The following is a 21,306-nucleotide window of genomic DNA, read 5'->3' on the forward strand; positions in this document are numbered from 1 at the left end:
CGGGATTGGCGTCACGCTGGCGCCCATCCGTCTGTTCATCTCGAACCAGAGCTCTCTGGCCTTATGCCTGGTCTTTCTCGGCGGACCTGGCCTGCGCCCGGTACTGCTTCACTTCGCCCAAGCGCAGGTCTTCGGGCAGCCCACCACGATGCTTGCTGTGGCCGACGCGCTGGGCGTTGTAGATACCGGTATGGCCCGACACCAGATAGCTGGCGACGCAGGCGATGGCGGCGAACGGCGCGATCTCGGCACCGAACAGCTCCATGGCCATGACGATGGTTGCCAGCGGGGTGTTGGCCGCCCCGGCGAATACCGCGACGAAGCCGAGCCCGGCGAGCATGGCGAACGGCAGGTGCAGCAGCGGTGCCAGGGCGTTGCCCAGGGTGGCGCCGATGTAGAACAGCGGCGTCACTTCCCCGCCCTTGAACCCCGACCCCAGCGAAGCCACGGTGAACGCCAGCTTGCCGAACCAGTCCCACGGCGCCAGCGGCATCTGGAATGACTGGACGATACCGGGAATGCCCAGGCCGATGTACCGGTGGGCATCCAGTGCCCACACCGCGACGGCGATCACCACGCCACCGAGCAGTGGCCGCAGCGGCGGGTAGCCGACCCGCCGTTTCACCCAGGCGCCCAACCGGTGGGTGGCGGTGGCGAACAGCAGGCCGGCGAGGCCGAAGACGACACCGGCCAGCATCGTCGCCGTGATGCTCCAGAACTGCACCGGCACCACTTCGCCGATCGGGTAATGGGTATGCGCCACTCCCCAGGCCAGGCCGACCTGGTCGGCGACGATGGCCGCGACCATGCAGGGGAACAGCGCGTCATAGCGCATCCGGCCGATGGCCAGCACCTCCAGCCCGAACAGCGCCCCGGCCAGCGGTGTGCCGAACACCGAGGCGAAGCCGGCGCTGATGCCGGCCATGAGCATGATCCGCCGGTCTTCCCGGCGCAGACGCAGCCAGTGGGTGATCTGATCGGCCAGGGCGCCACCCATCTGCACCGCGGTGCCTTCGCGACCGACCGAGGCGCCGAACAGGTGCGACACCAGTGTGCCGCCCAGCACCAGCGGCACCATGCGCAGTGGCACGGTCTTCTTCGGGTCGTGGATCTCGTCGATCAGCAGGTTGTTGCCGGCGTCCACCGGCTTGCCCAGCCAGTGATAGACCAGGCCGACGGCGAGGCCGGCCAGCGGCAACAGCCAGATCACCCACGGATGGCTTTCGCGCCATTGGGTCGCATGCTCCAGCGAGAACAGGAAGAACGCCGAGGCACTGCCGGCCAGCAGGGCTATGGCACTGGCCAACAGCAGCCATTTGCCGAGGTAGGGCAGGAGATCGAGTTGTTCGGGGCGTGAAAGTCTGGACATAGGGTCAGCCACAGTCATCGTTTGGGCCTGACCAGCAGGGATTCTGCACGCGCGCGCCTACAGACCCGAACTGGCCAGGTGTCTGTAGGCATCATCAGCTGCAGCAGCACAGCGGTTGGGAACGGAGGAATGCCATCTCCGGAGCGCCGATCATAGCCAGTGGCAATGGGCTTGTAAAATCTTGTTACGTGTTCGGCCCGGTGTGTTGGGCCTTGATGATCAATGAAGCTGGCAACGGCGCTTCGGGCAGACGCGGTTCCTCCATGGACTCCAGCCGCCAGGCCGGGGCGAGGGTGGCGAGCCAACTGCCCAGGGTGCGGTAGAACCAGGGCATCGGCTGCCAGTCGCCGGGGCCCATCGCGGTGAAATGTTCCATTCGCCAGCCGTCCGCGTAGGGTGGCTCCGCGCACAGTGGGTGTAGCGTCTGGATGATCAGGTGGGCGTCGGGGCGGACCGTGCGGGCGAGGGCGGCCAGCAGTTCGGCGGTCTGCTCGTCGAGCAGGGAGAAGTTGCAGACGATCACGTCGAAGTCTGTGCCGAGCCGTTGCGGTTCAGCAATGATCTGGGCGTAGGACAGGCAGTGGAAATCGCCCGCGCCGGCTTGCGTCGCCAACTCCAGCAGCGGTGGCGAGACATCGACGCCGGTGAGCTGGCCGCCGTGTTCGGCCAGGGCCCGGCACAACCAGCCTTCGCCACAGCCGACGTCCAGCACCCGGCCCGGCAGGCAGGGCCGCACGGCGTTGATGATCGCGGCGTTGGTGACTTCGCGGCGACTGCGTATCTGCCCCTCGCGGATCGCCGTGGCCCAGGCCCGGGCGTTGCCGGTCCAACTGTCGATCAGGGCTTTCGAGGGATCATCGTGCATGTCAGGCGCCTTGCCGGGAGGATTCTCCCCGGCAGTGTGCGGCCGAATGCACGTTCGTGGCCAGTACGTCTTGCGGGGTTACAGGGTGAACTTGCCCACCAGTGTCTGCAGGTGGTTGCCCAGACGGGTCAGCTCGACACTCGACGCGGCGGTTTCCTCGCTGGCGGTCGAGGTCTGCTCGGAAATGTCGCGCACGTTGATCACGCTGCGGTTGATTTCTTCGGCCACCGCGCTCTGCTGCTCGGCGGCGGTGGCGATCTGGTGGTTCATCGACTCGATGGCCTGTACCGATTCGCTGATGCCATGCAGCGAGGCGCCGGCCCGGCGGGTCAGTTCGACACTGCTGTCGGTCAGGGCACGGCTGCTGTCCAGGCTGCTGGCGACCTTGTCGGTGCCGCCTTGCAGGCCGCTGATCAGTTGTTCGATTTCTTCGGTGGAGCTCTGGGTGCGTTGCGCCAGGCTGCGTACCTCATCGGCCACCACGGCGAAACCGCGACCGGCCTCGCCGGCCCGGGCCGCCTCGATGGCGGCGTTGAGCGCCAGCAGGTTGGTCTGTTGCGCCACCGACTTGATGACGTCGAGCACACTGCCGATCCTCTCGCTTTCCTGCTTGAGGTCGCTCATTGCCAGGGTGGAGTTGCCGACCTCGTCGGCCAGCCGCTCGATCTGCGTCATGGCCTGGGCCAGCACCTCGTCGCCTGCGCGCGCCTCGTGGCTGGCGTTGACCGCGGCGCTGGAAGCCTGTTCGGCGTTGCGTGCCACTTCCTGTACGGTCGCCGCCATTTCGTTCATGGCGGTGGCGACCTGGTCGGTCTCGTGTCTCTGGTTGTTGACTCCCTTACGGGTCTGTTCAGTGACAGCCGACAGTTGCTCGGCGGCGCCGGAGATGCGGATCACGCCGTCGCGCAGGCCACCGATCAGCTCGCGCAGGTTGAGGGTCATGCGCTGCATGCTCAGTTGCAGCAGGCCCAGTTCGTCACGGCGCGAAACCGTCGCGTTGTCGCTCAGGTTGCCGCTGGCCACCTGTTCGGCCCGGCGCAGGGTTTCCATCAGCGGGCCGACGATCAGCCGGGTGATGACCCAGGCGGCGATGATGCCGAGCAGCAGGGCGGCGAGCAGGGCGCCGGCGAGCAGGTTACGGGCGGCCTCGACATCGTCGCGACGCTGGTCGATCTGGTCCTGGGACAGCTGCTGGGTGGCCGCGAGCAGGTTCTTGATGTCGCCATCGAGTTGCACCTGAGCGCTGTCGGCCTTGTCCTGGGCATCGGAGAACAGGGCAACGGTGTCGCGGTAGCTGCTCATGGCCTGCTGCAGGCGCTGCACGTCGGCGGTCATGGCGGCCGGGAGGTGGCTGAGGAGGGTCTTGATGTAGGCGATAGCGTCATCGATCGCCTCCTTGGCCGGCTTCTGCAACTCGGGCTTGAGGCTGTAGCTGTAACCGCGCAACTGGAAGCGGGCTTGCTGGACCACCGTCTGTGCTTTCACCAGGCTGTCGATCTGGGCCTGGTCGCCGCTCGGCGAAGTGGCCATCTCCATCAGTTTCTTCAACTGGGCGACGGCTTCGTCGGCGTGACCGCCAAACACCGCGCGAGTCGCATCCCGGGCCTGGACGGCCTGGCTGAAGTCGTTGAAATGCGCCCGGTAGCTCTTGGCGACCGTGCTGGCGTTTTCGAGGAGGGGCCGGCTGGCCGGGGAGTGGAACACCGAGCGGTCGTTGGCCAGGTGACTGTCGAGGCTGTCGAGCAGTTTGACCACGGCGGCGGCGCGCTCGGCGTTCGGGTTGATGCTGTAGAACAGCCGGGCATTGCGCACGTCGCGGGTCAGGTCGTTGAGCTTGGCAATGTCGAGGATGCGGTCGCTGCGGTCGCCAAGGGCCCGGATGCCCAGCCAGCCGGTGGTGGCGATCAGCAGGGTCAGCAGCATGACGACCCCAAAGCCCAGGGTGAGCTTGGCTCTGACACTGATGTTTTCCAACAGCCTGTTGAGTGGGGCAAGCATTCGGGCAATCTCCGCCGGGATAAACCGCTGGTATGAAAGAGGATACGTGCCGATCGAAGGGGCACGGCCGGAGTATCGGTCGAGGAAATTGAAACTTTATGTTTCAGGGCGTGTAATTTCCCACGGGCTTTTGGCGCGAATGCCGTGAGGTGCACGCGGTGTGAGGGCATGACGGGGCAGGCCGCTTCTGGGATACTTTGGGTCTTTCGTCAGAAGACAGCGTCGAGCCTTGCAGGGACCTGCCCTGAGTGGCGTGGGACCAGGAGGCAATAAGGATGTTGGCGGTACTCAAGCGTTATCCGACTTCGGTCAATCTGCTGCTGTTTTCAACGTTGATCCTCACCCTGGGGCGGGCGATTACCCTGCCTTACCTGGTGATTTTCCTGTCCACCCAGTTTTCCCTGGCGATCAGCGAGATCGGCCTGACGGTCGGCTGCGCGCTGGTGGCCGGCTCGCTGCTGAGTGTCTACAGCGGCTACCTGACCGACCGCGGCTCGAGTTTTCGCCTGATCCTGGGTTTCACCGTGCTGTTCATGCTCGGTTTCATCGGCATGTGCATCACCCATCGGCTCTGGTTGTTCTTCCTTTTCCTGGTGCTGTTCAACTTCGCCTATGCGGCGGTCGACGTGGTGGTCAAGGCGACCCTCGGCCGCGTACTGGCGGAAGCGGAGCAGGCCGGGGTGTTCTCGGCGCGCTACACGCTGATCAACATCGGCTATGCGGTGGGGCCGTTCGTGGGCGCGGGCCTGGCGCACCTGGACGTTCGGCTGCCGTTCGTGGTCTCGGCGCTGCTGGGCGCGCTGGCGTTCCTGGCGTATTACCACTTCGGCGAGCGGCACCTGGCGCCGGTCGACCGGACCCGCGCGCCGGTGTCCTTCATCGGCGTGGGACGGATTCTGCTCAGGGACAAGCGCCTGGTCTGTTTCACCCTCGGTGGCCTGCTCAGCGCGGTGGTGTTCGGGCAGTTCACCGCGTACCTGTCGCAGTACCTGGTGACCACCACCAGCCCGGAGTTCACCTACCGCATCATCAGTGCGGTGGTGGCGGTCAATGCGGTGGTGGTCATCGGTTTGCAGTTCCTGGTGGGCAAGCGCATCAGCCATGAGCACCTGAACCTGTGGCTGACGGCCGGCTTCACTCTGTTCCTGCTGGGGGTGACGGGTTTTGCGTTGTCGAGCACGGTGTTGCACTGGTCGCTGGCGATGGCGGTGTTCACCCTGGGGGAAATCATCGTGTTTCCGGCCGAGTACATGTTCATCGACCGGATCGCCCCGGCGCACCTGCGCGGCATGTACTATGGGGCACAGAACCTGTCGGCCCTGGGTGGCGCGATGGGGCCGGTGCTCTGCGGCTTTGCCCTGGCCTGGTGGGCGCCGCAGTTCATGTTCTACATGCTGGCCGGGTTCATCATTGCCGGTGGCTGTTTCTACCTGATGGGGGCCAGTTATGCGCGCCAGCATGAGGCGGCGGGGCAGAGCGGGCGCTGACGGCATTCAGGTGCAAGGCTGGGCGGCCCATTCGCGGGCAAGCCCTGCACCGTCCACACGGCCGCCTTCGCCGGCAAGCCGGTTCCCACAGGAGGGCGCGCCAGGCACAGGGGCGGTGTGGCGTGAACCCAGCAGGTTTAGCGGGTGACGCCCTTGGCCTTGGCACTGGCCATCTGCTGCGGCTTGCAGTTGAGGTAGGTCGAGGACTTCAGCCAGTGCCGGTCAGGGTACCAGGAGAACATGAACTGGCCGTCCTTGAGCTTGTCGACCACCTGCTTCGCCACCTGCGGGCGCACGGCCGGGCAGCCCTGGCTGCGGCCGATGCGGCCTTCGCGCTGGCTCCACAGGGGGCTGACGTAGTCTGCGGCGTGGATCACGATGTCGCGGTCGCGGGCACGGTCGTTGAAGCCCGGTTCCAGGCCGTCCATGCGCAGCGAGTAGCCATGGGTGCCCTCGTAGCTCTCCTGGGTGCGGAACAGCCCCAGGCTCGACTGGTAGCTGCCGACCCGGTTGGAGAAACGGGTGGCGAAGTTCTCTCCGGATTTCTGCCCGTGGGCGACCAGGTCACGCAGTACCAGGGTGCGCTTGCGCAGGTCGAAGATCCACAGGCGGCGGGCCGTGGAGGGCAGTGAATAGTCGATCACCGCCAGGCGCTCGGACTGTTCATGGCCGCGACCGACTGCACACTGCATGGCATTCAGCGCGCTTTTGAGCACCAGGGGGTTGAGTTCCGGCGCGGCGTGGGCGAGGCTGCCGTACAGCGTCGGTTTTGCCGCGCTGGCGGCCAGGGCTGAACCGAAGGGTACGGCCAGGGTCAGAATAATCAGGCAGAGTCGATAGCAAGATGTCAGCATGTAGAGAGCGTCTCCGCCTTCAGTGCAGGTTCATGCATCCCATGGGTTGTGCGATCCCGGCTGTCTCGAGGGTTTTCGCCTCTGTCATAACCTTAGACCGCCCGCGCGATAATCGTGGATGGGAGCCTAGCCCTTGTTCAAAAAACACGCATGTTACTTGAGCCTTTGCCTGCTCGTTGCACCACTGGTCGCGACGGCCGACGATCTGCTCGGCGATCCCCCCACGCCGTTGCAGGCGGCGCTTGCCCAGTTGCCGACGAGCTGTCCGGGCCTGGCCGCGCAGCTGGATGCGCCGACACAGCTGAGGTTGCAGGCGTTCTACCAGCAGCAGGGGAATGTTCCGCTCTGGTCCGTCGAAGGGCGTCTGGCGGCGTTGCAGGCCCAATTGCCACTATTGGCTGACGATGGGCTGGACCCGGCACGCTATCCGCTGGCCCGGGAGCCGGGCGCGGGTGATCCGCTGTGCAGCGATATCCAGATCAGCCGGCAGTATCTGCAAGCCCTGCATGACCTGCGTTATGGGCGCCTGTCACAGGCGCGTTTCGAGCCGCTCTGGCGTTCCCAGCCACCCACCGGCGAACCCGATGCCGAGCTGCTGACGCTGGCCGCGACCGGCTTGCAGGACCTGGCCCAGGCCTTCGATCAGGCTCGCCCGCATGCCGAGTTGTACCGCAGCCTGCGCAGCGCCTATGCGGCGCAGCGCCAGCAGCCGCTGCCGCATTGGTCTGAACTCGCCTCCGGTCCGCTGTTGCGGCCCGGCATGGAGGACGCACGGGTGCCGGCCCTGGCCCGGCGCCTGCTGGCCGAAGGTTACCTGCAGCGCCTGCCCGCCGGTCCTGAAAAGGTCTACGGCGAGGACCTCGCCGAGGCGGTCAAGCACTTCCAGTACCGGCATTCGCTGCAGGCCGACGGGGTGATCGGGCCTGGCACGCTGGTCGAGCTGAACATCAGCCCGGCGCTGCGCCGCGAACAGTTGCGGCTGAACCTTGAACGTTTCCGCTGGCTGGCTCCGGACCTGGAGCCCGAGGGCGTGCTGGTGAACGTCGCGGCGGCGCAGTTGAGCTTCTATCGTGACGGTGAACCGCTGTGGCAGACGCGCCTGCAGGTCGGCCGGGCCGATCGGCAGACGCCACTGCTCAAGTCACGCATCACCCGCCTGACCCTGAACCCGACCTGGACTGTCCCGCCGACCATCCTTCGCGAGGACAAGCTGCCGGCCATCCGTCCTGACCCCGCGGCCTACCTCGCCCAGCAGAACCTGCAGGTGCTCGACAGCGAAGGGCGCCCGCTGGCGGCGAACGAAGTCGACTGGGAACGACCGGGCAACATCCTCCTGCGCCAGGGCGCCGGCCCGCGCAACCCGCTGGGGAAGATCGTCCTGCGTTTCCCCAACCCGTTCTCGGTGTACCTGCACGACACCCCCAGCCAGCCGCTGTTCTCCAAGGGGCCGCGGGCGTTCAGCTCGGGTTGCGTGCGGGTCGAGCAGCCGTTGCATCTGCGTGATCTGCTGTTGAGCAGCACCGAGCGAACCCGCACCGATGACCTGCTGGCCAGCGGTACCACTCATGAGTACCGGCTGACAGCCCCGGTGCCGATCGTGCTGGGGTACTGGACGGTGCAGGTCGACCACGATGGCGCCTTGCTCTACGCGCCGGATATCTATGGGCGTGACCCCGTGCTCTTGAAAGCCCTGGGCAGTTCCTCCTGATCGCGGCGAAGGTGAAGGACTGATTTGTTCCCTATTGCTACCTGTTTTTTGTATATTAGGTAGCAATGGGGAGTGTTGGTATTCACATGTTTGAAGAGTTCTACACCGTTGCCCAGGCTGCCGAGCGTTTGCAATTGCACGCCAAGACGGTCCTGCGCTTTATCCGCGAGGGCCGTCTGGCGGCGACTCGCATTGGCAAATCCTATCGGTTGAAGGCCGCAGACGTGGCGGCCTTTGCCGGCAGGGCGGCGGCCGAAAACCTGCCACCTGAGCCGCTTCGCGCCACCTGTATCGTCGAAGTGCCCGCACTGTCGGTGCCGCAGGCCGAGCGTCTGGTCACCCTGTTGCAGGCCACGCTGATGGGACGTCGTGGCGAGGCCGAACCGATCCAGTGCCAGACCGCCCATGACCTGTCGCGCTCGCTGCTCAAGATCGTGCTGATCGCGGCACCCGCCGATGCGGCGGCGCTGTTGGCGACGATCCAGGCACTGGTGGACGACTTCCAGTGAGCCGTTTCTACAAGTCGGCGGCCCTTGAGCGGCAGGTGCTCGACCGTTACCGGGCGGTACTGTCGAGCTGGCCGGTGCCGAACCAGCAGTTGCGGTTGCAGACGTCGCATGGGGAAACCTTTGTCGTGGCGTGTGGTGACCCGAGCGCAACGCCGGTGGTGCTGCTGCACGGCTCGCTGTCCAACGCGGCCGCATGGATGTTCGAGGCGGCCGATTGGTCCCGGCATTTGCGCGTCTACGCGTTGGATATGATCGGCGAGGCGGGCTTCAGCGCCGCGACCAGACCGGCCCTGGCCAGTGGCGCCTATGCCAGTTGGCTGGCCGAGGTGCTGCAGCAGTTGGGGATCAATAGGGCGGCGCTGGTGGGCGCTTCTCTGGGTGGCTGGCTGGCCGTGGATTTTGCTTCGCGCCATCCCGAGCGTGTGGGGCAGTTGGTATTGCTCTATCCCTCGGGCATCGGCCGGCAACGGGCGTTCTGGTACAAGGCGCTGCCGTTACTGTTGCTGGGGGAGTGGGGGCGCCGTCGGGTTCGGCGACAGGTACTCGGGGCTCCTCCCCGGGCTTGTCGGCCGAGGCGCTCGGGGTATTCGAGTTGATGGAACTGATCGGCCGCAGCCTCAAGCCCCGCCTGGAAAAGGTACCGGTCCTCGATGATGCGGCACTGCGTCGCCTGAATATGCCGCTGTTGGTGGTGGCCGGGGGCAGAGACGTATTGCTCGACAGCCGTGAGACCATGGCGCGTGTGGCGGCTCATGTGCCCCATGCGGTTACCCGTCTGGTTGCCGAGGCGCCGCACTATGTCCGGGGCAGGGCGACGAGGTACTGGCGTTTCTGCGCAGCGGGAAGGAGGCCCCCCATGCATGAGCACACAGTGGTTCGAATGGGCTCCGTGCGGGTGCTGGCCTGCGCCGACAGCGGCGCAGTGCTGGTGCATGAGCAGGATGCTCGCGAGCTGATCGCCGCCGCCTGGGAGGTGCAGGCGAGCTGGCTGGCAATTCCCGTGGAACGCCTGGCCCCAACGTTCTTCGATTTGCGCAGCGGCCTGGCCGGCGCGCTGTTGCAGAAGTTCGTCAACTACCGGCTGCATGTGGCCGTCATCGGTGACCTATCCGCCCATACCCGAGGCAGCAAGGCCCTGGCCGAGTTCGTGGCCGAGTCCAATGCCGGTGGGAACGTCTGGTTCGTTTCCTCCCGGGCGGCCTTGCAGGCCCGCCTGACGGAAACTGCAATTGAGCGCTGACACGACGATTGCGCCAGTGCGGCAGGTGCCGAGACGGTGTTCCTTGACTATACCTACCTTTCCTGTACCGGTAGTGGCCAGCCAAAAGGAGTGTCGGCATGAAGTCAGGATTGATGATCGGTGCGTTGTGCGTCGCCGCGTTTGCGGTGGTCGGTTGTGCGGGCCAGTCCGCTCAATCCGATCACTACTCGGGTTTTCTCAAGGATTACAGTCTGCTCAAGCGGGAGAAGACCCCCTCGGGGGCCGAGGTGATGCGCTGGGTCGACCCCCGGCTTGAGCCAAGGAAATACACCCGCGTCTATATCGAGCCGACCCAGCTGTATCCCGCGCCCCAGCCCACGGCGCAGATCCCCCTGGCGACCTTGCAGGGCATCACCCGCTACTACGACCAGGCCCTGCAGCGTGAGCTGGGCAAATCCCTGCCGTTGGCCAACGGGCCCGGCCCCGGCGTGGTGGTGGTCCGCGCGGCGATCACCGCGGTCAGCAGCAAGACCGAAAGCCTCAAGCCCTACGAGCTGGTGCCAATCGCCCTGGTAGCGGCGGCGGTCAGCACGGCTTCGGGGATTCGTGACCAGCAAACCACGCTGGCGACGGAAACCGCCTTTCTCGATGGCCAGAGCCACGCGGTGATCGGCGAGGTGGTCCGCCAGGGTACCGGCAAGCCGTTGGAAAACACCAGCCAGGTGATGCAACCCGATGATGTGAAAGCGGTCATTGACGGCTGGGCGGCGGACATGCACCAGTCCTACCTCCGGCTGCAGCGACACTGAGCCGGGCCGGGCAGGCGTTTCACCTGCCCGGTCGTTCCTCGGGTGGAGGCAGGCTCAGTTCGAAGGTGGCGAACCTCAGCCGGTCGGCCAGCCGCTCCCGTGTCAGGGCGAACAGCTCCTTGAGGCAGGGCAGTTCGAAATGCGCCCGCATGGGTGCCAGGGCGCTCCAGTAGCCGGTCAGGATCCAGGCACGCGGGCATGAGGTGCTGCGCGCCAGGCTGTAGGCCGTGCAGCCGGAGCCGGTTTGCAGGGCCTCGAGCAGGTGGCCCAGGCGATCCTGCAGGGCTGTGGTCGCCTGGCCGAGTGCGCGGATTTCAACGGTGCTGATGGCAACCAGGGGCAGGGCCCCCTCTATCGTGGATGGAATGGGTTGCACGGCCTTCGCCTCAGTTCGCCAGGTAGTCCCGGGCCCGTGCCAGGGCTTCGTCGCGGCTGGCGACGATCAGCATCGGGTAGCCCCAGAATTTCTCGTAGGCGGGGGCGAAGGACTCGGTCGCCGCCCGGGTCGCCGCGTCGGCCTCGACATAGATCGCCACCTTCACGAAGGCCCGCAGCGGCTCCCTGTGGCGTTTCATCCACAGCGAAACCTGCTTTCGCTCCTCGTGGGTGTGCTCATAACGACCTTCGCCGAGGCCCTCCTCGTTGAGCAGAACGAAGGGCTGCTGACGTTCCAGCAAGGCTTCGAAGCCGGCGAAGGGGTTGTCGTCGGCGGCCAGGCCTGTCCGGTTTGCCTGCATCCAGACCAGTGGGAAGTGGGTGTCATCGACCTGCATGTCCGTTCTCCTGGGTTTTCACTGCAATGACTTCACGATACCCCGCCCCTGGCTGGACGTCATTGCGCAATATGGCCACACTATTGTTCAAAACGGCCAAGGGCCGTTCATCATTCAAGGACAGCCCGGCATGCTACAGATTCCTTTCGACGACCCGGCAGGCTACGGGGCGGTCGACGAAATCCCCCGTCCCGTTTATGCCCTGCATGCTTCGCGGGTCTCCGACGGCTGGGAGTATGACCTCCACCAGCATCGCAAGGCGCAGCTGTTGTATTCGGTGCGTGGCATCCTCAGTTGCGAGGTCGACGAGGGGGTCTGGATCGTGCCGCCGCAGTGCGCGGTCTGGATCCCCGGTGGCCTGCAGCATGTGGCGCGCAGTGCCGGCGAGACGGAGTGCTACTGCCTGTTCGTCGAGCCCGATGCCGCACCGGACCTGCCGAAGTTCTGCTGCACCCTGACCGTGTCGCCGCTGCTGCGTGAACTGCTGTTGCGGGCGGCGAGCTTTCCCCAGTTGTATGCCGAACAGGGGCGTGAGGCGCGGCTGGTGGCGACGCTGCTGGACGAGCTGTGCCAGGCCCCGGTGGAAGACCTGCATCTGCCCATGCCGCGGGATCGGCGCCTGCGTCAGTTGGCCCAGGCACTGCTGGCCGAGCCCAGCGCCAGGATTGCCATGGGTGAGTGGGCGCGCCGCATCGGCATGAGCGAGCGCAGCATGAGCCGCCTGCTGCTGCAGGAGACCGGGGTGAGCTTCGGCCGTTGGCGCAGGCAACTGCATGTCATTCTTTCGTTGCGCCGCTTGAGTCGGGGTGAAAGCGTGCAGACCGTGGCCCTGGACCTGGGCTACGAGAGCTCCAGCGGTTTCGTCACCATGTTCCGCAAGGCCGTCGGCAAGCCGCCGGCGCGTTACCTGCTGGAACGGACTGCGGAACTGTCCCGCGAGGGCGACTTCGCCAGGGTGCCGGGCATCGTGCTGGCCGGCGAGCCGGACCGGCAATGATTCACGCCCGGCGGGCGTTGCGCACGAGCGCTTTGCTGATGGCCGGATAGTGCGCGGGTGGCAGGTCGTGACCCATGCCTTCGATCAGCAGGAACTCGGCACCCGGGATCGACGCCGCGCTGTCCTGGCCGCAGGCGGGCAGGATCAGCGGATCGTCCGCGCCATGGATGACCAGCGTCGGAGCACGGACAGCCACCAGGCGCGAACGCAGGTCGCCGGTGACGGCGATGGCCGCGATCTGCCGTGGCGTGCCGCCGCTGCCGCGGGCGCGACGGCGCTCCTCCAGGACCAGTTCGCGATGGGCTGCTTCGTCGAAGGGCTGGCCACTGCCGGCGATACGCCGGGCAAATGCCAGGCTGTGGGCCAGGAACGCGGCTTCGTCGGTGGCCGGGTCGGGTGCCGGACGCATCAGCATCGCCATGACCTCAGGGGCGGCCTGGGGCAGGGCCGGGTTGCCGGTGCTGGACATGATCGAGGTGAGCGACAGCACCCGTTCGGGATGTTCGCAGGCCAGCAACTGGGCAATCATGCCGCCCATGGAGCGGCCCACCACGTGGGCTCGGTCGATGGCGAGGGCGTCGAGCAGGCCCAGGGTATCCCCGGCCATGTCGTGCAGGCTGTAGGGCACCTGGGGGCGTTGCCCGGCCATCAGGGCGGCGACCAGGGCGCCGAGGTCCGGCGTGCCGTGCTGGCCGAAGTGGGTCGAGCCGCCGCTGTCGCGATTGTCGAAGCGAATCACCCGGAACCCTTCGACCGCCAGGGCTCGGCAGAAGGGTTCGCTCCAGCGGATCATCTGGCTACCGAGCCCGGCGATCAGCAGGATCGCCGGGTCGTGGGGGTTGCCGAAACTGTCGTAGGCCAGTTCCAGGCCATTGGCGTGCAGGGTGGTCATGGGCGGGCTCCTTCGACAGCGGTGAATGGGGGGGGCGGTCATCGGCAGCAGACGCGAGTCTTCCAGGGCCGCGGTGCGGTGGCCGAGGCCTTCGAGGTAGCCGGCGTGGCTGGCGAAACCGAGAAAGGCTTCGACACTGCTCTGGCGTACCAGCATCACCCGGTCCCAGCGTTCGTTTTCGGGACCGATCAGCCAGGCTTGCGCGCTGCCCAGATAAAGCAGTTCGCCGCCGGTCTGGCGCAGCAGCGGCAGGGTGTGCCGGATATAACGCTCGAAGGCCTCGGCGCCACTGATGGGGGGCGCCGGTGCCAGTTCGGGGGTGGCGCCGTAGTCGGCGACTTCGCGAAAGCGCAGCAGGTTGAGCATCGTCACTTCGCCGACAAGGCCTCGCTGAATGAAACGTCGACCAGCCTCCCGGGTCGGCTCGAGATGGCATCGGGCAGTGGGGGCGCTCATCGTGACTCCTGTCATTGGGTGGTTTACCGGGCGTTGTCCCTGGGGGCGAAGGCCAGACGCAGTGCGTGCTCGCGGATATCCTCGGGCCAGGTCGCGAGGCGTTGTTCCAGGCCCGCGCGGTCGTCGGCGAACAGTGCCCGGGTCGCTTCCTCGTAGTCGGGGAAGTCGCCGGCGATGGCCAGCATGAATTGGTAGGCGGCCTCCTGGGCCGCGCGCCGCTGCTGGCGTGAACCGCCGTTCTTGCGCGCGTCGTCGACCAGGCGGCGCAGCACGGCGGAAGCGCCGCCGGGTTGCTCCGCCAGCCATTCCCATTGTCGGGGCAGCAGGGTCACTTCGCGGGCCACCACGCCGAGTTTCGGCCGGCCACGGCCTTTCGGTTCCGTGGGCTGGTCCGCCGCGGGCACGGTGGGCGCGTCCTTGCGTGGACGATAGCGCCCGGCAGATGGCCGGGGTGGCTGGGACAGGCGCTCGATGATGTCGGCCTTGGTGCCACGCAGGTCCAGGTCGATGACCCGGCCGGTGCGGTCGTCGAACACCAGCACCGGACTGGCCGGGGCTTTTTCGTGAGTGGCCTTGACGGCCAGTGCCACCTCCACCAGCGGCCCTGCGCTCAATAGACGATGGGCCTCGAAGGCCGTGACAGGTTTTGTAAGCAGCTCGGACATTTGATCATCCCTCCTTGTGAGGAGGCTATTAATATCCGGGTATTAATTTTTAGTCAATATTGTCCGGGTAATAATTAGGCCTCAACGGCCTGACGATTTGTGCCGGAACACCGCCTTATCTGATTTCGTTGCGCAGCTCCCGTACCCCACGGCCGAGTTTGCGTCGCAGCAGGTTGCGCAGGGTTGAGGCATCGGCGTAACCGACTTCGCCGGCTATGGCCTCCAGATCACCGCCGTTGGCCACCCGTTGCCTGGCCCGTTCGACCCGCAGGTCCTGGAAAAACGCCAGCGGCGATTTGCCCAGGACCGCCTCGGTGCGCCTTTGCAAGGTGCGCGGATGGACGTGCAGAGCCTGCGCCGCCTCCTTGAGAGAAAAGCCCAGGGCCAGGCGTCTGCGGGCCCAGCGCTCGAAACGCTGGATCAGTGCGTCGGCATGGGCCAGGTGGTCGGGAATGATGTATTGGCCCTGGGAGGCACGGGTGTCGATCAACAGGAAGCGTGCCACCCGTGCTGCCAGATCGGGACTGGCCTGGCGTACCAGCCAGAGTGCCAGGTCCAGATGGCCCATGGCAGCCCCGGCGGTCACCAGGTTGTCGCAGGCGATAACCATGTGCGAATCGTCCAGCTCGACCTTCGGGTAGCGTTGGCGAAACAGGGTTGCCAGGGGCCAACTGGTAGTTGCCCTGTGCCCGTCCAACAGGCCGGCATCAGCCAGGATGAAGGTGCCCAGGCAGGCCGAGGCGATCGGGATGCCGGCTGCGTGCCAGTCGCGCAGGCGGGCCTTGGCGTCTATCACGTCCCGGCGGTTCAGCGCCTCCAGCAGCCGCTCGGGTTGCTTGGTGTTGATCGCCGGCACGATCACCCAGTCGGGGCGGTGTCCGCACGCTGGGTCCTCGACCAGGGTGGTGAGCCCCATGGCTGTGCATACGGGGCTGTGCAGGCCGGTCAGGCGAACCTCGAAAGGCGTTTTGGCATCGCCGCTCCGGGCCATCAGTTCATTGGCGGTCGCGAAGGTATCCAGCAGCGCAGTCAGGCCGGTGTCGAAGACGCCATCAAGTACCAGAATATCGATTTTCATGTCGTGAATGATCGTAAAAAAGTCATTTATGAACATAGCTCATTCGCCTCAAGCGCAACAGACTGGTCGCGTCTCCCATCTGGAACGCACTCATGAAACTCACCTGCGAACTCTACTCATTCACCCTTGTCGTGCTGGCTACCGCGCTGATGTGGCTGCCCTACACCCTGGCCCGGGCAAGGATGCAGGGGCTGGCCTCGGCCTTGGGCAACCCCGACCCGGCCAAGCCGCAGGGGCCGCGCTGGGCACAGCGGGCACGTCTGGCCCATGCCAATGCGATCGAGAACCTGGCGGTGTTCGCGCCGCTGGTGCTGACTGCTGCCACGCTGGGCATCAGTACCCCGGCCACGGTCATGGCGGCCAAGGTCTTCCTGGGCGCGCGGCTGGTGCATTTCGCGGTGTACACCGGCGGTATCGCAGGCTTGCGCACCCTGGCCTTCCTAGTGGGTTTCGCGGCGACGCTGGTCTTCGCCTTTACCCTGATCGGCCAGTTGGGCTGATGGTTTTAACCACCTTGAAGGGTAGGCAGACGATGAACAGGAACGAGGTGATGCTCGATAATCCGACTTGGCATGCGCTGACGGGCCGGCAACGCGAACTGGGGGAGGGCGGTTGCCTGGCCCGGCGCTATCTGCCGGCGGTCAGTCCCTTTGCGGCAGTGGCGAGCCCGAGCCCGGAGGCGTTTCAGGCACTTGGCCGACTTATTGGCGAAACCGGCCCTGTGCTGATGCAGACGATCAGCACCTGCCCGCCGCTGGAGGCACTGCCGGTGCAGGCGCTGGGCGAGATACTGCAGATGGTCGCCATCGACCCTCCCGCTTCGGTCGACGAAAAGGATCTGCAGTGCCTAGGGCCTGCGGATACCGCGGCGATGCTGCAGCTGGCGCAGCAGACCCGCCCCGGCCCGTTCGGCCAACGCACTGGTGAAATGGGCCGCTACATTGGCCTGCGTGATCAAGGGCGATTGATCGCCATGGCCGGTGAACGGATGCGGCTCGACGGCTTCATCGAGATCAGCGCTGTCTGCGTGGACGAGGCCTACAGGGGGCGAGGTCTGGCCGCGCGGCTGATGAACAGCCTGCGCCGCGATATCCTGAGGCGTGGTGACCTGCCGTTTCTGCATGTGTTCAGTCACAACCGGTCGGCTGTCTCGCTCTATCGGCGGTTGGGGTTCGAAACCCGGCAGGTGTTTTCGTTATGGAGGATCGGCTGCACTGCCGACCCCTCTGCCGCTTGAACCCTCGTGCCCCGGCCCCGCCCGGGAGGGGCGCATCTGGTTAACGGCGATCTTCAATAGAGGCATGGCCTGACCCCATACCGACCCGGTCGGCTATTGTTGGATGACACAGTGCATGCCACCCCTACAGTAGGCCCACGGGTGCTCCGCACCGGTGCCCTCTCGCGCGAGGAAAGCAGCGTTGCCAGGGGCCATGCGTCCACTTGGTCAGTCAGTTGCTGGTGGCGTACGCCCGCTCCCGTGGGCTGTCACAGGCGGATGTTTTTCCGTACCGGTAATGGCTGGGCCTGCCGGGTGGACAATCCTTCGTCATACCCGGCCGGATGGGGGAAACCTGGCGATCAGGATCAATAGCGCTGCACCGTCGCCGGCGTCCGCTTGAGCAGCACCTTGCCCGCGCGGATCGACACCAGCACCTGGCCCTGGCGGCGGATCATCTCGTAGTCGTCCGGTGCCGACAGGATCAGCAGGTTGGCCGGGCGCCCGGTCTCGATGCCGTAGCGCTCGCCGAGGTTCAGGGTACGGGCGCTGTTGTCGGTGATCAGGTCCAGGGCGCGGGTGAGGTCCTGGTAGCCGAGCATGTGACAGATGTGCAGGCCGGCTTCGAGCACTCGCAGGATGTTGCCGTTGCCCAGGGGGTACCAGGGGTCGACGATGGAGTCCTGGCCGAAGCAGACGTTCAGGCCGGCCCGGTCCAGTTCGGCCACGCGGGTGACGCCACGGCGCTTGGGAAAGGTGTCGAAACGTCCTTGCAGGTGGATGCTCTCGGTCGGGCAGGAGACGAAGTTGAGCCCGGACAGCTTGAGCAGGCGGAACAGCTTGGAGCAATAGGCGTTGTCGTAGGAACCCATCGCCACGGTGTGGCTGGCGGTGACCCTGCTACCCATGTCGCGAACCCGCGCCTCTTCGGCGAGCACTTCGAGGAAGCGCGACTGCGGGTCGTCGGTCTCGTCGCAGTGCACGTCGACCAGGCAGCCGGTGCGCTCGGCCAGGTCCATCAGGAACTTCACCGAGGACACGCCCTGGTCGCGGGTGTTCTCGAAGTGCGGAATGCCGCCGACCACGTCGGCACCCAGCGCCACGGCCTCGGTCATCAGCTCACGGCCATTCTTGTACGACTCGATGCCTTCCTGGGGGAAGGCGACGATCTGCAGGTCGATCAGGTGGCGGGTTTGCTCGCGGACTTCGACCATGGCCTTGAGTGCGGCCAGGGTCGGGTCGGTGACGTCGACGTGGGTGCGCACGTGCTGGATACCGTGGTCGACCAGCATGTCGATGGTCTTGCGTGCGCGGGTCTTGGTGTCTTCATGGGTGACCAGGGCCTTGCGTTCGGCCCAGCGCTCGATGCCCTCGAACAGCGTACCGCTCATGTTCCAGCTCGGTTCGCCGGCAGTCAGCGTGGCGTCGAGGTGGATGTGCGGTTCGATGAAGGGCGCGGTGACCAGGTTCTGGTCGGCGTCCAGGTCCGCCGCTTGTGCCTGGGCCACGCCGGGCTGGGCGACGATGGCGCCGATGCGCTCGCCGTCGAGTTCGATGCGATAGAGGCCGGTCTTGCCGCGCAGGCGGGCATTGATGATGTTCATGCAGGCTCCTTACAGGTTTGAGTCATGCGCCAGGCCAGCAGGGCCACGGCGGCATTCATGCGAAACAGCGGGTCGTCCAGTGATTGCCCGCTTTGTTGTTCGATGCGCTGGATACGTTGGGCCAGCGTGTTGCGGTGGATCTGCAGGCGGCTGGCCGCCTTGAAGGTGTTGGCGTTTTCCTGGAGCAGAGCGTCGAGGGTTCTGAGCAGGGTCAGCGGCTGCTTGCGCCCGGTGCCGATCAGCGGGCCGAGGGTCTGCCTGACGAAGTCATCGATCAGTGTGCGGTCGCCGATACCCTGCAGCAGGCGCAGCACCCCCAGCTCGCTGAAGTCGCACAGGCCACTGGCCGGGCGCAGGCTTTCGGCGACGTCCAGCGCCTGGCGGGCCTCGCCCAGGGCCCGGCGATACTGCCCGCAGTCCTCGACGCGGCTGGCCAGGCCCATGAACAGGTTCAGCTCGCCGATCTGCCCGCTGGCGCTGCGATACAGCGCCGTGAGGGCCTGGGGTAGTTCGGCATGGTCGGCGAGCAGCAGCACGAACAGGTCGCCTTGCAGGATCACCGGCAGTGGTTCGGGTTGCTGGCGGCTCCAGGCTTCCAGGTGATCCTGCAACGCCTGGCGGGTCTTTTGCAGCAACTGTTCCGCCTGGTCGGGCGCGTGGCGCTCGAACAGCAGGTTGACCGCCGACAGCCGCAAGGCCAGCAGGCGCCGCAGTCCCTCGACCGGCAGTTGCGCATGGGCGGCGCGCTGGCGGGCGATGGCCAGGCTCGGGTAGTCGCCGGTCAGCAACTGGCCGAGAATGTCCTGCCGCGAGCGCCTGGCCTGGGCCATGTGCGCCAGCGCGGTACCGATGGCGTGGGTGACCACCACCATCTTCAGCAGGTAGGGTTGCTCGATCAGCGGCAGGCCGAGCTGTTCGGCGCGCTCGATGACCGCCTGGGGAATGCGCTGGATGAAGGCCTCGCCGGTGAGAATCACCAGCCCGGCGATGCCGACGGCGACCCCATCCTCGACCAGGCTGAGCAGGTTGCCTTCCTCGCGGCTGTGGTTGATGCCGGTGACGAACACCAGTTCGCCGCCCATCACCCACTCGGCGATGCCTTCGTTCTCGGCCACGTAGGGCCAGCGCACGCTGCGCTGCAGGTGAGCGGCGCCGGCACGGACGCGCAGTTCCTCAAGCCCGGGGAGCTTGAGGATTTCCTCGACCGTCAGGCTCATTGACCACCTTGCATGGGGTGAAGGGCACTGTCCCGGCCACGCAGTTCCACCAGGCCGATGTAGCACACCGCGGAGGCGGCGATGCCCACCAGTGGCGCAACCCAGGGCGAGCTGTACGCCAGCAGGGCGCCGACGGCATAGGCCACCAGCCCATTGAAGTTGTAGCGCGGCAGCTTGACGCTCGCCAGTTGCGGATACTTGCCGCGATGGCGGTACCAGAAATCGGCCATGATCACGCCGCCGATCGGCGGGATGATCGAGCCGAGCAGCACCAGGAACGGGATGAGCATTTCGTACATGCCGCCGATGGCCAGCAGGATGCCGACACCGGCCGCGGCCAGGGTCATGCTGCGACGACGCTCGCTGCGCAGCAGGTGGCAGGCCGCGGCCGAGACGTTGTAGATGGTCGGGCCCTGGATGGTCCACAGGTTCAGGCAGAGCATGACCACGGCGGCGAAGGACAGCCCCTGCAACATCATCACCTCGACGATGTCGGCCTGCTGGTAGACGATCGCGCACCAGGCGCCGGCGACGATCATCAGGCCGTTGCCGACCAGGAAGCTGATCACGCTGGCGATGACCGCGACCCGTCCGCTGCGCGCCAGCCGGGTCCAGTTGGTGGCCTGGGTAGCGCCGCTGGCGAAGGTGCCGAAGACCATGGTCACCGCTGCGGAAAAGCTCATGGCCTCATGCGGGATCACTGCGGCCAGGCCCTGCAGGCCGCCGATCTTGCGGGTGGCGATGACCATCGAGATCACCAGCAGGATGAACATCAGCGGTACCGAAACCCGCGACAGCACGTCCAGGCCCTTGTAGCCGATGATCGCGGTCAGGCTGAAGCCCAGGCCGAACAGGATCATCAATGGAATGGTCAGGCCGCTCGCCAGCCCGAGCATCTTCACCAGCACGATGGCCACGGTGGCGGTACCCCAGGCGTACCAGCCCAGTTCGGCGAAACCGAGGATGAAGTCGGACAGGCGGCTACCGGCTTCGCCGAAGCAGAAGCGACCCATCAGGACGGTATTGAGGCCGCTGCGCGAGGCGATCAAGGCCAGCACCGCGGCATACAGCGCCAGCAGGCTGTTCCCGATGGCCGCGACCCACAGCATGTCGACGAAATTGAAGGCCATGCCCAGTTTGCCGCCGGCGAACATGGTGCCGGTGAAGAAGGTGAAGCTGAACAGCACCATGGAAATGGACAGCAGTCCCTTGCGGGCATGGAAGGGGGCTTCACTCAGGGGAAATTCGCCGGTGGAACTCATGTGCTTTTCTCCGAACCGAAAAACGGTGCAATGAAAGGTGGGCTTGCGTTGCCTGGGCATGAGCAATAACCAGGCCCACTTTCAGCGGCTCGGGACGGGCAGAAAAAGCGGGCAGGTCTGACATTGTTTTATGTGCGAAGCGCACATTTTTAGGGGGAAATCACCGTTGAATATGTGCAGGATGCTTCAAGGCGGGGCGAGTGTGCACCAAGTGAGTCCATTGTCGTAACATTTTTTTGCCGCAGTGTTCGGCGGTGCACGCTCCCTGCCTATGGCAGCCAACTGTCTTTGGCTCACCCCCGGCAAGCGGTTACACAAGCCTTGGGGGTGACGGTGCTGTTGCTGC

Annotated in this window: 21 protein-coding genes and 1 riboswitch; of the genes, 9 read left to right on the top strand and 12 right to left on the bottom strand. The window is 65.8% G+C overall.

The features are described 5' to 3' along the window. Positions 1-61 precede the first annotated feature (61 nt). The 3 genes from ACZ5KU_RS12165 to ACZ5KU_RS12175 all read right to left on the bottom strand — a co-directional run bounded on the left by ACZ5KU_RS12165 (position 62) and on the right by ACZ5KU_RS12175 (position 4,232). Positions 62-1,369, bottom strand: coding sequence for a voltage-gated chloride channel family protein (locus ACZ5KU_RS12165; protein WP_464737225.1), 1,308 nt, complete (start codon positions 1,367-1,369; stop codon positions 62-64). 78 nt (positions 1,370-1,447) lie between these two features. Beyond that, positions 1,448-1,518, bottom strand: a riboswitch (Fluoride riboswitch). Positions 1,519-1,553: 35 nt separating this feature from the next. Then, the gene (locus ACZ5KU_RS12170; RefSeq protein WP_464737226.1) at positions 1,554-2,234 is read right to left on the bottom strand and encodes a class I SAM-dependent methyltransferase; all 681 of its coding nucleotides are present in this window, start codon (positions 2,232-2,234) and stop codon (positions 1,554-1,556) included. A gap of 78 nt (positions 2,235-2,312) precedes the next feature. Further along, positions 2,313-4,232 carry a HAMP domain-containing methyl-accepting chemotaxis protein gene (locus tag ACZ5KU_RS12175; protein ID WP_464737227.1) on the bottom strand — a complete coding sequence of 640 codons (1,920 nt, stop codon included), beginning with the start codon at positions 4,230-4,232 and terminating at the stop codon, positions 2,313-2,315. 275 nt (positions 4,233-4,507) lie between these two features. On the opposite strand from ACZ5KU_RS12175, the gene ACZ5KU_RS12180 reads away from it, so the two are divergent. Continuing rightward, the gene (locus ACZ5KU_RS12180) at positions 4,508-5,719 is read left to right on the top strand and encodes an MFS transporter (RefSeq protein ID WP_273820454.1); all 1,212 of its coding nucleotides are present in this window, start codon (positions 4,508-4,510) and stop codon (positions 5,717-5,719) included. A gap of 137 nt (positions 5,720-5,856) precedes the next feature. On the opposite strand, the gene ACZ5KU_RS12185 is transcribed toward ACZ5KU_RS12180, so the two are convergent. Next, positions 5,857-6,573 (bottom strand): murein L,D-transpeptidase catalytic domain family protein, encoded by a 717-nt coding sequence (locus ACZ5KU_RS12185; protein WP_054061227.1) that lies wholly within the window; start codon positions 6,571-6,573, stop codon positions 5,857-5,859. A gap of 133 nt (positions 6,574-6,706) precedes the next feature. On the opposite strand from ACZ5KU_RS12185, the gene ACZ5KU_RS12190 reads away from it, so the two are divergent. The 5 genes from ACZ5KU_RS12190 (at position 6,707) to ACZ5KU_RS12210 (ending at position 10,800) form a co-directional block, all read left to right on the top strand. Further along, positions 6,707-8,281, top strand: a complete 1,575-nt coding sequence (locus ACZ5KU_RS12190) for a L,D-transpeptidase family protein (protein ID WP_416772983.1) — start codon at positions 6,707-6,709, stop codon at positions 8,279-8,281. Between the two features lie 86 nt (positions 8,282-8,367). Beyond that, complete coding sequence (locus tag ACZ5KU_RS12195) at positions 8,368-8,790, top strand: helix-turn-helix domain-containing protein (protein ID WP_054061229.1); 423 nt, start codon at positions 8,368-8,370, stop codon at positions 8,788-8,790. Next, a complete protein-coding gene (locus ACZ5KU_RS12200; RefSeq protein ID WP_464737228.1) occupies positions 8,787-9,386 on the top strand; it encodes an alpha/beta fold hydrolase in 600 nt (199 codons plus the stop codon). The genes ACZ5KU_RS12195 and ACZ5KU_RS12200 overlap by 4 nt, the downstream gene beginning before the upstream one ends. After that, positions 9,386-10,030 (top strand): DUF4180 domain-containing protein, encoded by a 645-nt coding sequence (locus ACZ5KU_RS12205; RefSeq protein WP_464737229.1) that lies wholly within the window; start codon positions 9,386-9,388, stop codon positions 10,028-10,030. The genes ACZ5KU_RS12200 and ACZ5KU_RS12205 overlap by 1 nt, the downstream gene beginning before the upstream one ends. A gap of 98 nt (positions 10,031-10,128) precedes the next feature. After that, the gene (locus ACZ5KU_RS12210; protein ID WP_054061232.1) at positions 10,129-10,800 is read left to right on the top strand and encodes a DUF3313 domain-containing protein; all 672 of its coding nucleotides are present in this window, start codon (positions 10,129-10,131) and stop codon (positions 10,798-10,800) included. A gap of 19 nt (positions 10,801-10,819) precedes the next feature. Here ACZ5KU_RS12210 and ACZ5KU_RS12215 read toward each other — a convergent pair whose 3' ends face one another. Both ACZ5KU_RS12215 and ACZ5KU_RS12220 read right to left on the bottom strand, forming a co-directional pair. Next, positions 10,820-11,176, bottom strand: coding sequence for an antibiotic biosynthesis monooxygenase (locus ACZ5KU_RS12215; protein WP_054061233.1), 357 nt, complete (start codon positions 11,174-11,176; stop codon positions 10,820-10,822). 10 nt (positions 11,177-11,186) lie between these two features. After that, positions 11,187-11,573, bottom strand: a complete 387-nt coding sequence (locus ACZ5KU_RS12220; protein ID WP_054061234.1) for a hypothetical protein — start codon at positions 11,571-11,573, stop codon at positions 11,187-11,189. Between the two features lie 130 nt (positions 11,574-11,703). On the opposite strand from ACZ5KU_RS12220, the gene ACZ5KU_RS12225 reads away from it, so the two are divergent. Continuing rightward, the gene (locus ACZ5KU_RS12225; RefSeq protein WP_054061235.1) at positions 11,704-12,570 is read left to right on the top strand and encodes an AraC family transcriptional regulator; all 867 of its coding nucleotides are present in this window, start codon (positions 11,704-11,706) and stop codon (positions 12,568-12,570) included. A gap of 1 nt (position 12,571) precedes the next feature. Here ACZ5KU_RS12225 and ACZ5KU_RS12230 read toward each other — a convergent pair whose 3' ends face one another. From ACZ5KU_RS12230 to ACZ5KU_RS12240, 3 genes are all read right to left on the bottom strand, one after another. Next, positions 12,572-13,918 carry an alpha/beta fold hydrolase gene (locus ACZ5KU_RS12230; protein ID WP_464737230.1) on the bottom strand — a complete coding sequence of 449 codons (1,347 nt, stop codon included), beginning with the start codon at positions 13,916-13,918 and terminating at the stop codon, positions 12,572-12,574. Between the two features lie 23 nt (positions 13,919-13,941). After that, positions 13,942-14,583 (bottom strand): DUF2239 family protein, encoded by a 642-nt coding sequence (locus ACZ5KU_RS12235; RefSeq protein ID WP_054062604.1) that lies wholly within the window; start codon positions 14,581-14,583, stop codon positions 13,942-13,944. Positions 14,584-14,698: 115 nt separating this feature from the next. Next, complete coding sequence (locus tag ACZ5KU_RS12240) at positions 14,699-15,661, bottom strand: GlxA family transcriptional regulator (protein ID WP_054060354.1); 963 nt, start codon at positions 15,659-15,661, stop codon at positions 14,699-14,701. 92 nt (positions 15,662-15,753) lie between these two features. On the opposite strand from ACZ5KU_RS12240, the gene ACZ5KU_RS12245 reads away from it, so the two are divergent. Together ACZ5KU_RS12245 and ACZ5KU_RS12250 are read left to right on the top strand one after the other, a co-directional pair. Then, positions 15,754-16,161, top strand: a complete 408-nt coding sequence (locus tag ACZ5KU_RS12245; RefSeq protein WP_054062603.1) for an MAPEG family protein — start codon at positions 15,754-15,756, stop codon at positions 16,159-16,161. A gap of 50 nt (positions 16,162-16,211) precedes the next feature. Next, on the top strand, positions 16,212-16,898 hold the full coding sequence (locus ACZ5KU_RS12250) for a GNAT family N-acetyltransferase (protein ID WP_206542425.1): 687 nt from the start codon (positions 16,212-16,214) through the stop codon (positions 16,896-16,898). 347 nt (positions 16,899-17,245) lie between these two features. Here the strand turns inward: ACZ5KU_RS12250 and codA are convergent, their stop codons facing one another. Genes codA through codB form a run of 3 tightly spaced genes read right to left on the bottom strand, consistent with a single transcriptional unit; the run spans position 17,246 to position 20,960 of the window. After that, complete coding sequence (gene codA, locus ACZ5KU_RS12255) at positions 17,246-18,481, bottom strand: cytosine deaminase (protein WP_054060351.1); 1,236 nt, start codon at positions 18,479-18,481, stop codon at positions 17,246-17,248. Beyond that, positions 18,478-19,698, bottom strand: coding sequence for a PucR family transcriptional regulator (locus ACZ5KU_RS12260; protein ID WP_464737231.1), 1,221 nt, complete (start codon positions 19,696-19,698; stop codon positions 18,478-18,480). Before ACZ5KU_RS12260 ends, codA begins: the two co-directional genes overlap by 4 nt. Beyond that, positions 19,695-20,960, bottom strand: coding sequence for a cytosine permease (gene codB, locus ACZ5KU_RS12265; RefSeq protein WP_464737232.1), 1,266 nt, complete (start codon positions 20,958-20,960; stop codon positions 19,695-19,697). Before codB ends, ACZ5KU_RS12260 begins: the two co-directional genes overlap by 4 nt. Between the last annotated feature and the right edge of the window lie 346 nt (positions 20,961-21,306).

Source organism: Pseudomonas sp. Tof1 (genome assembly GCF_055390395.1).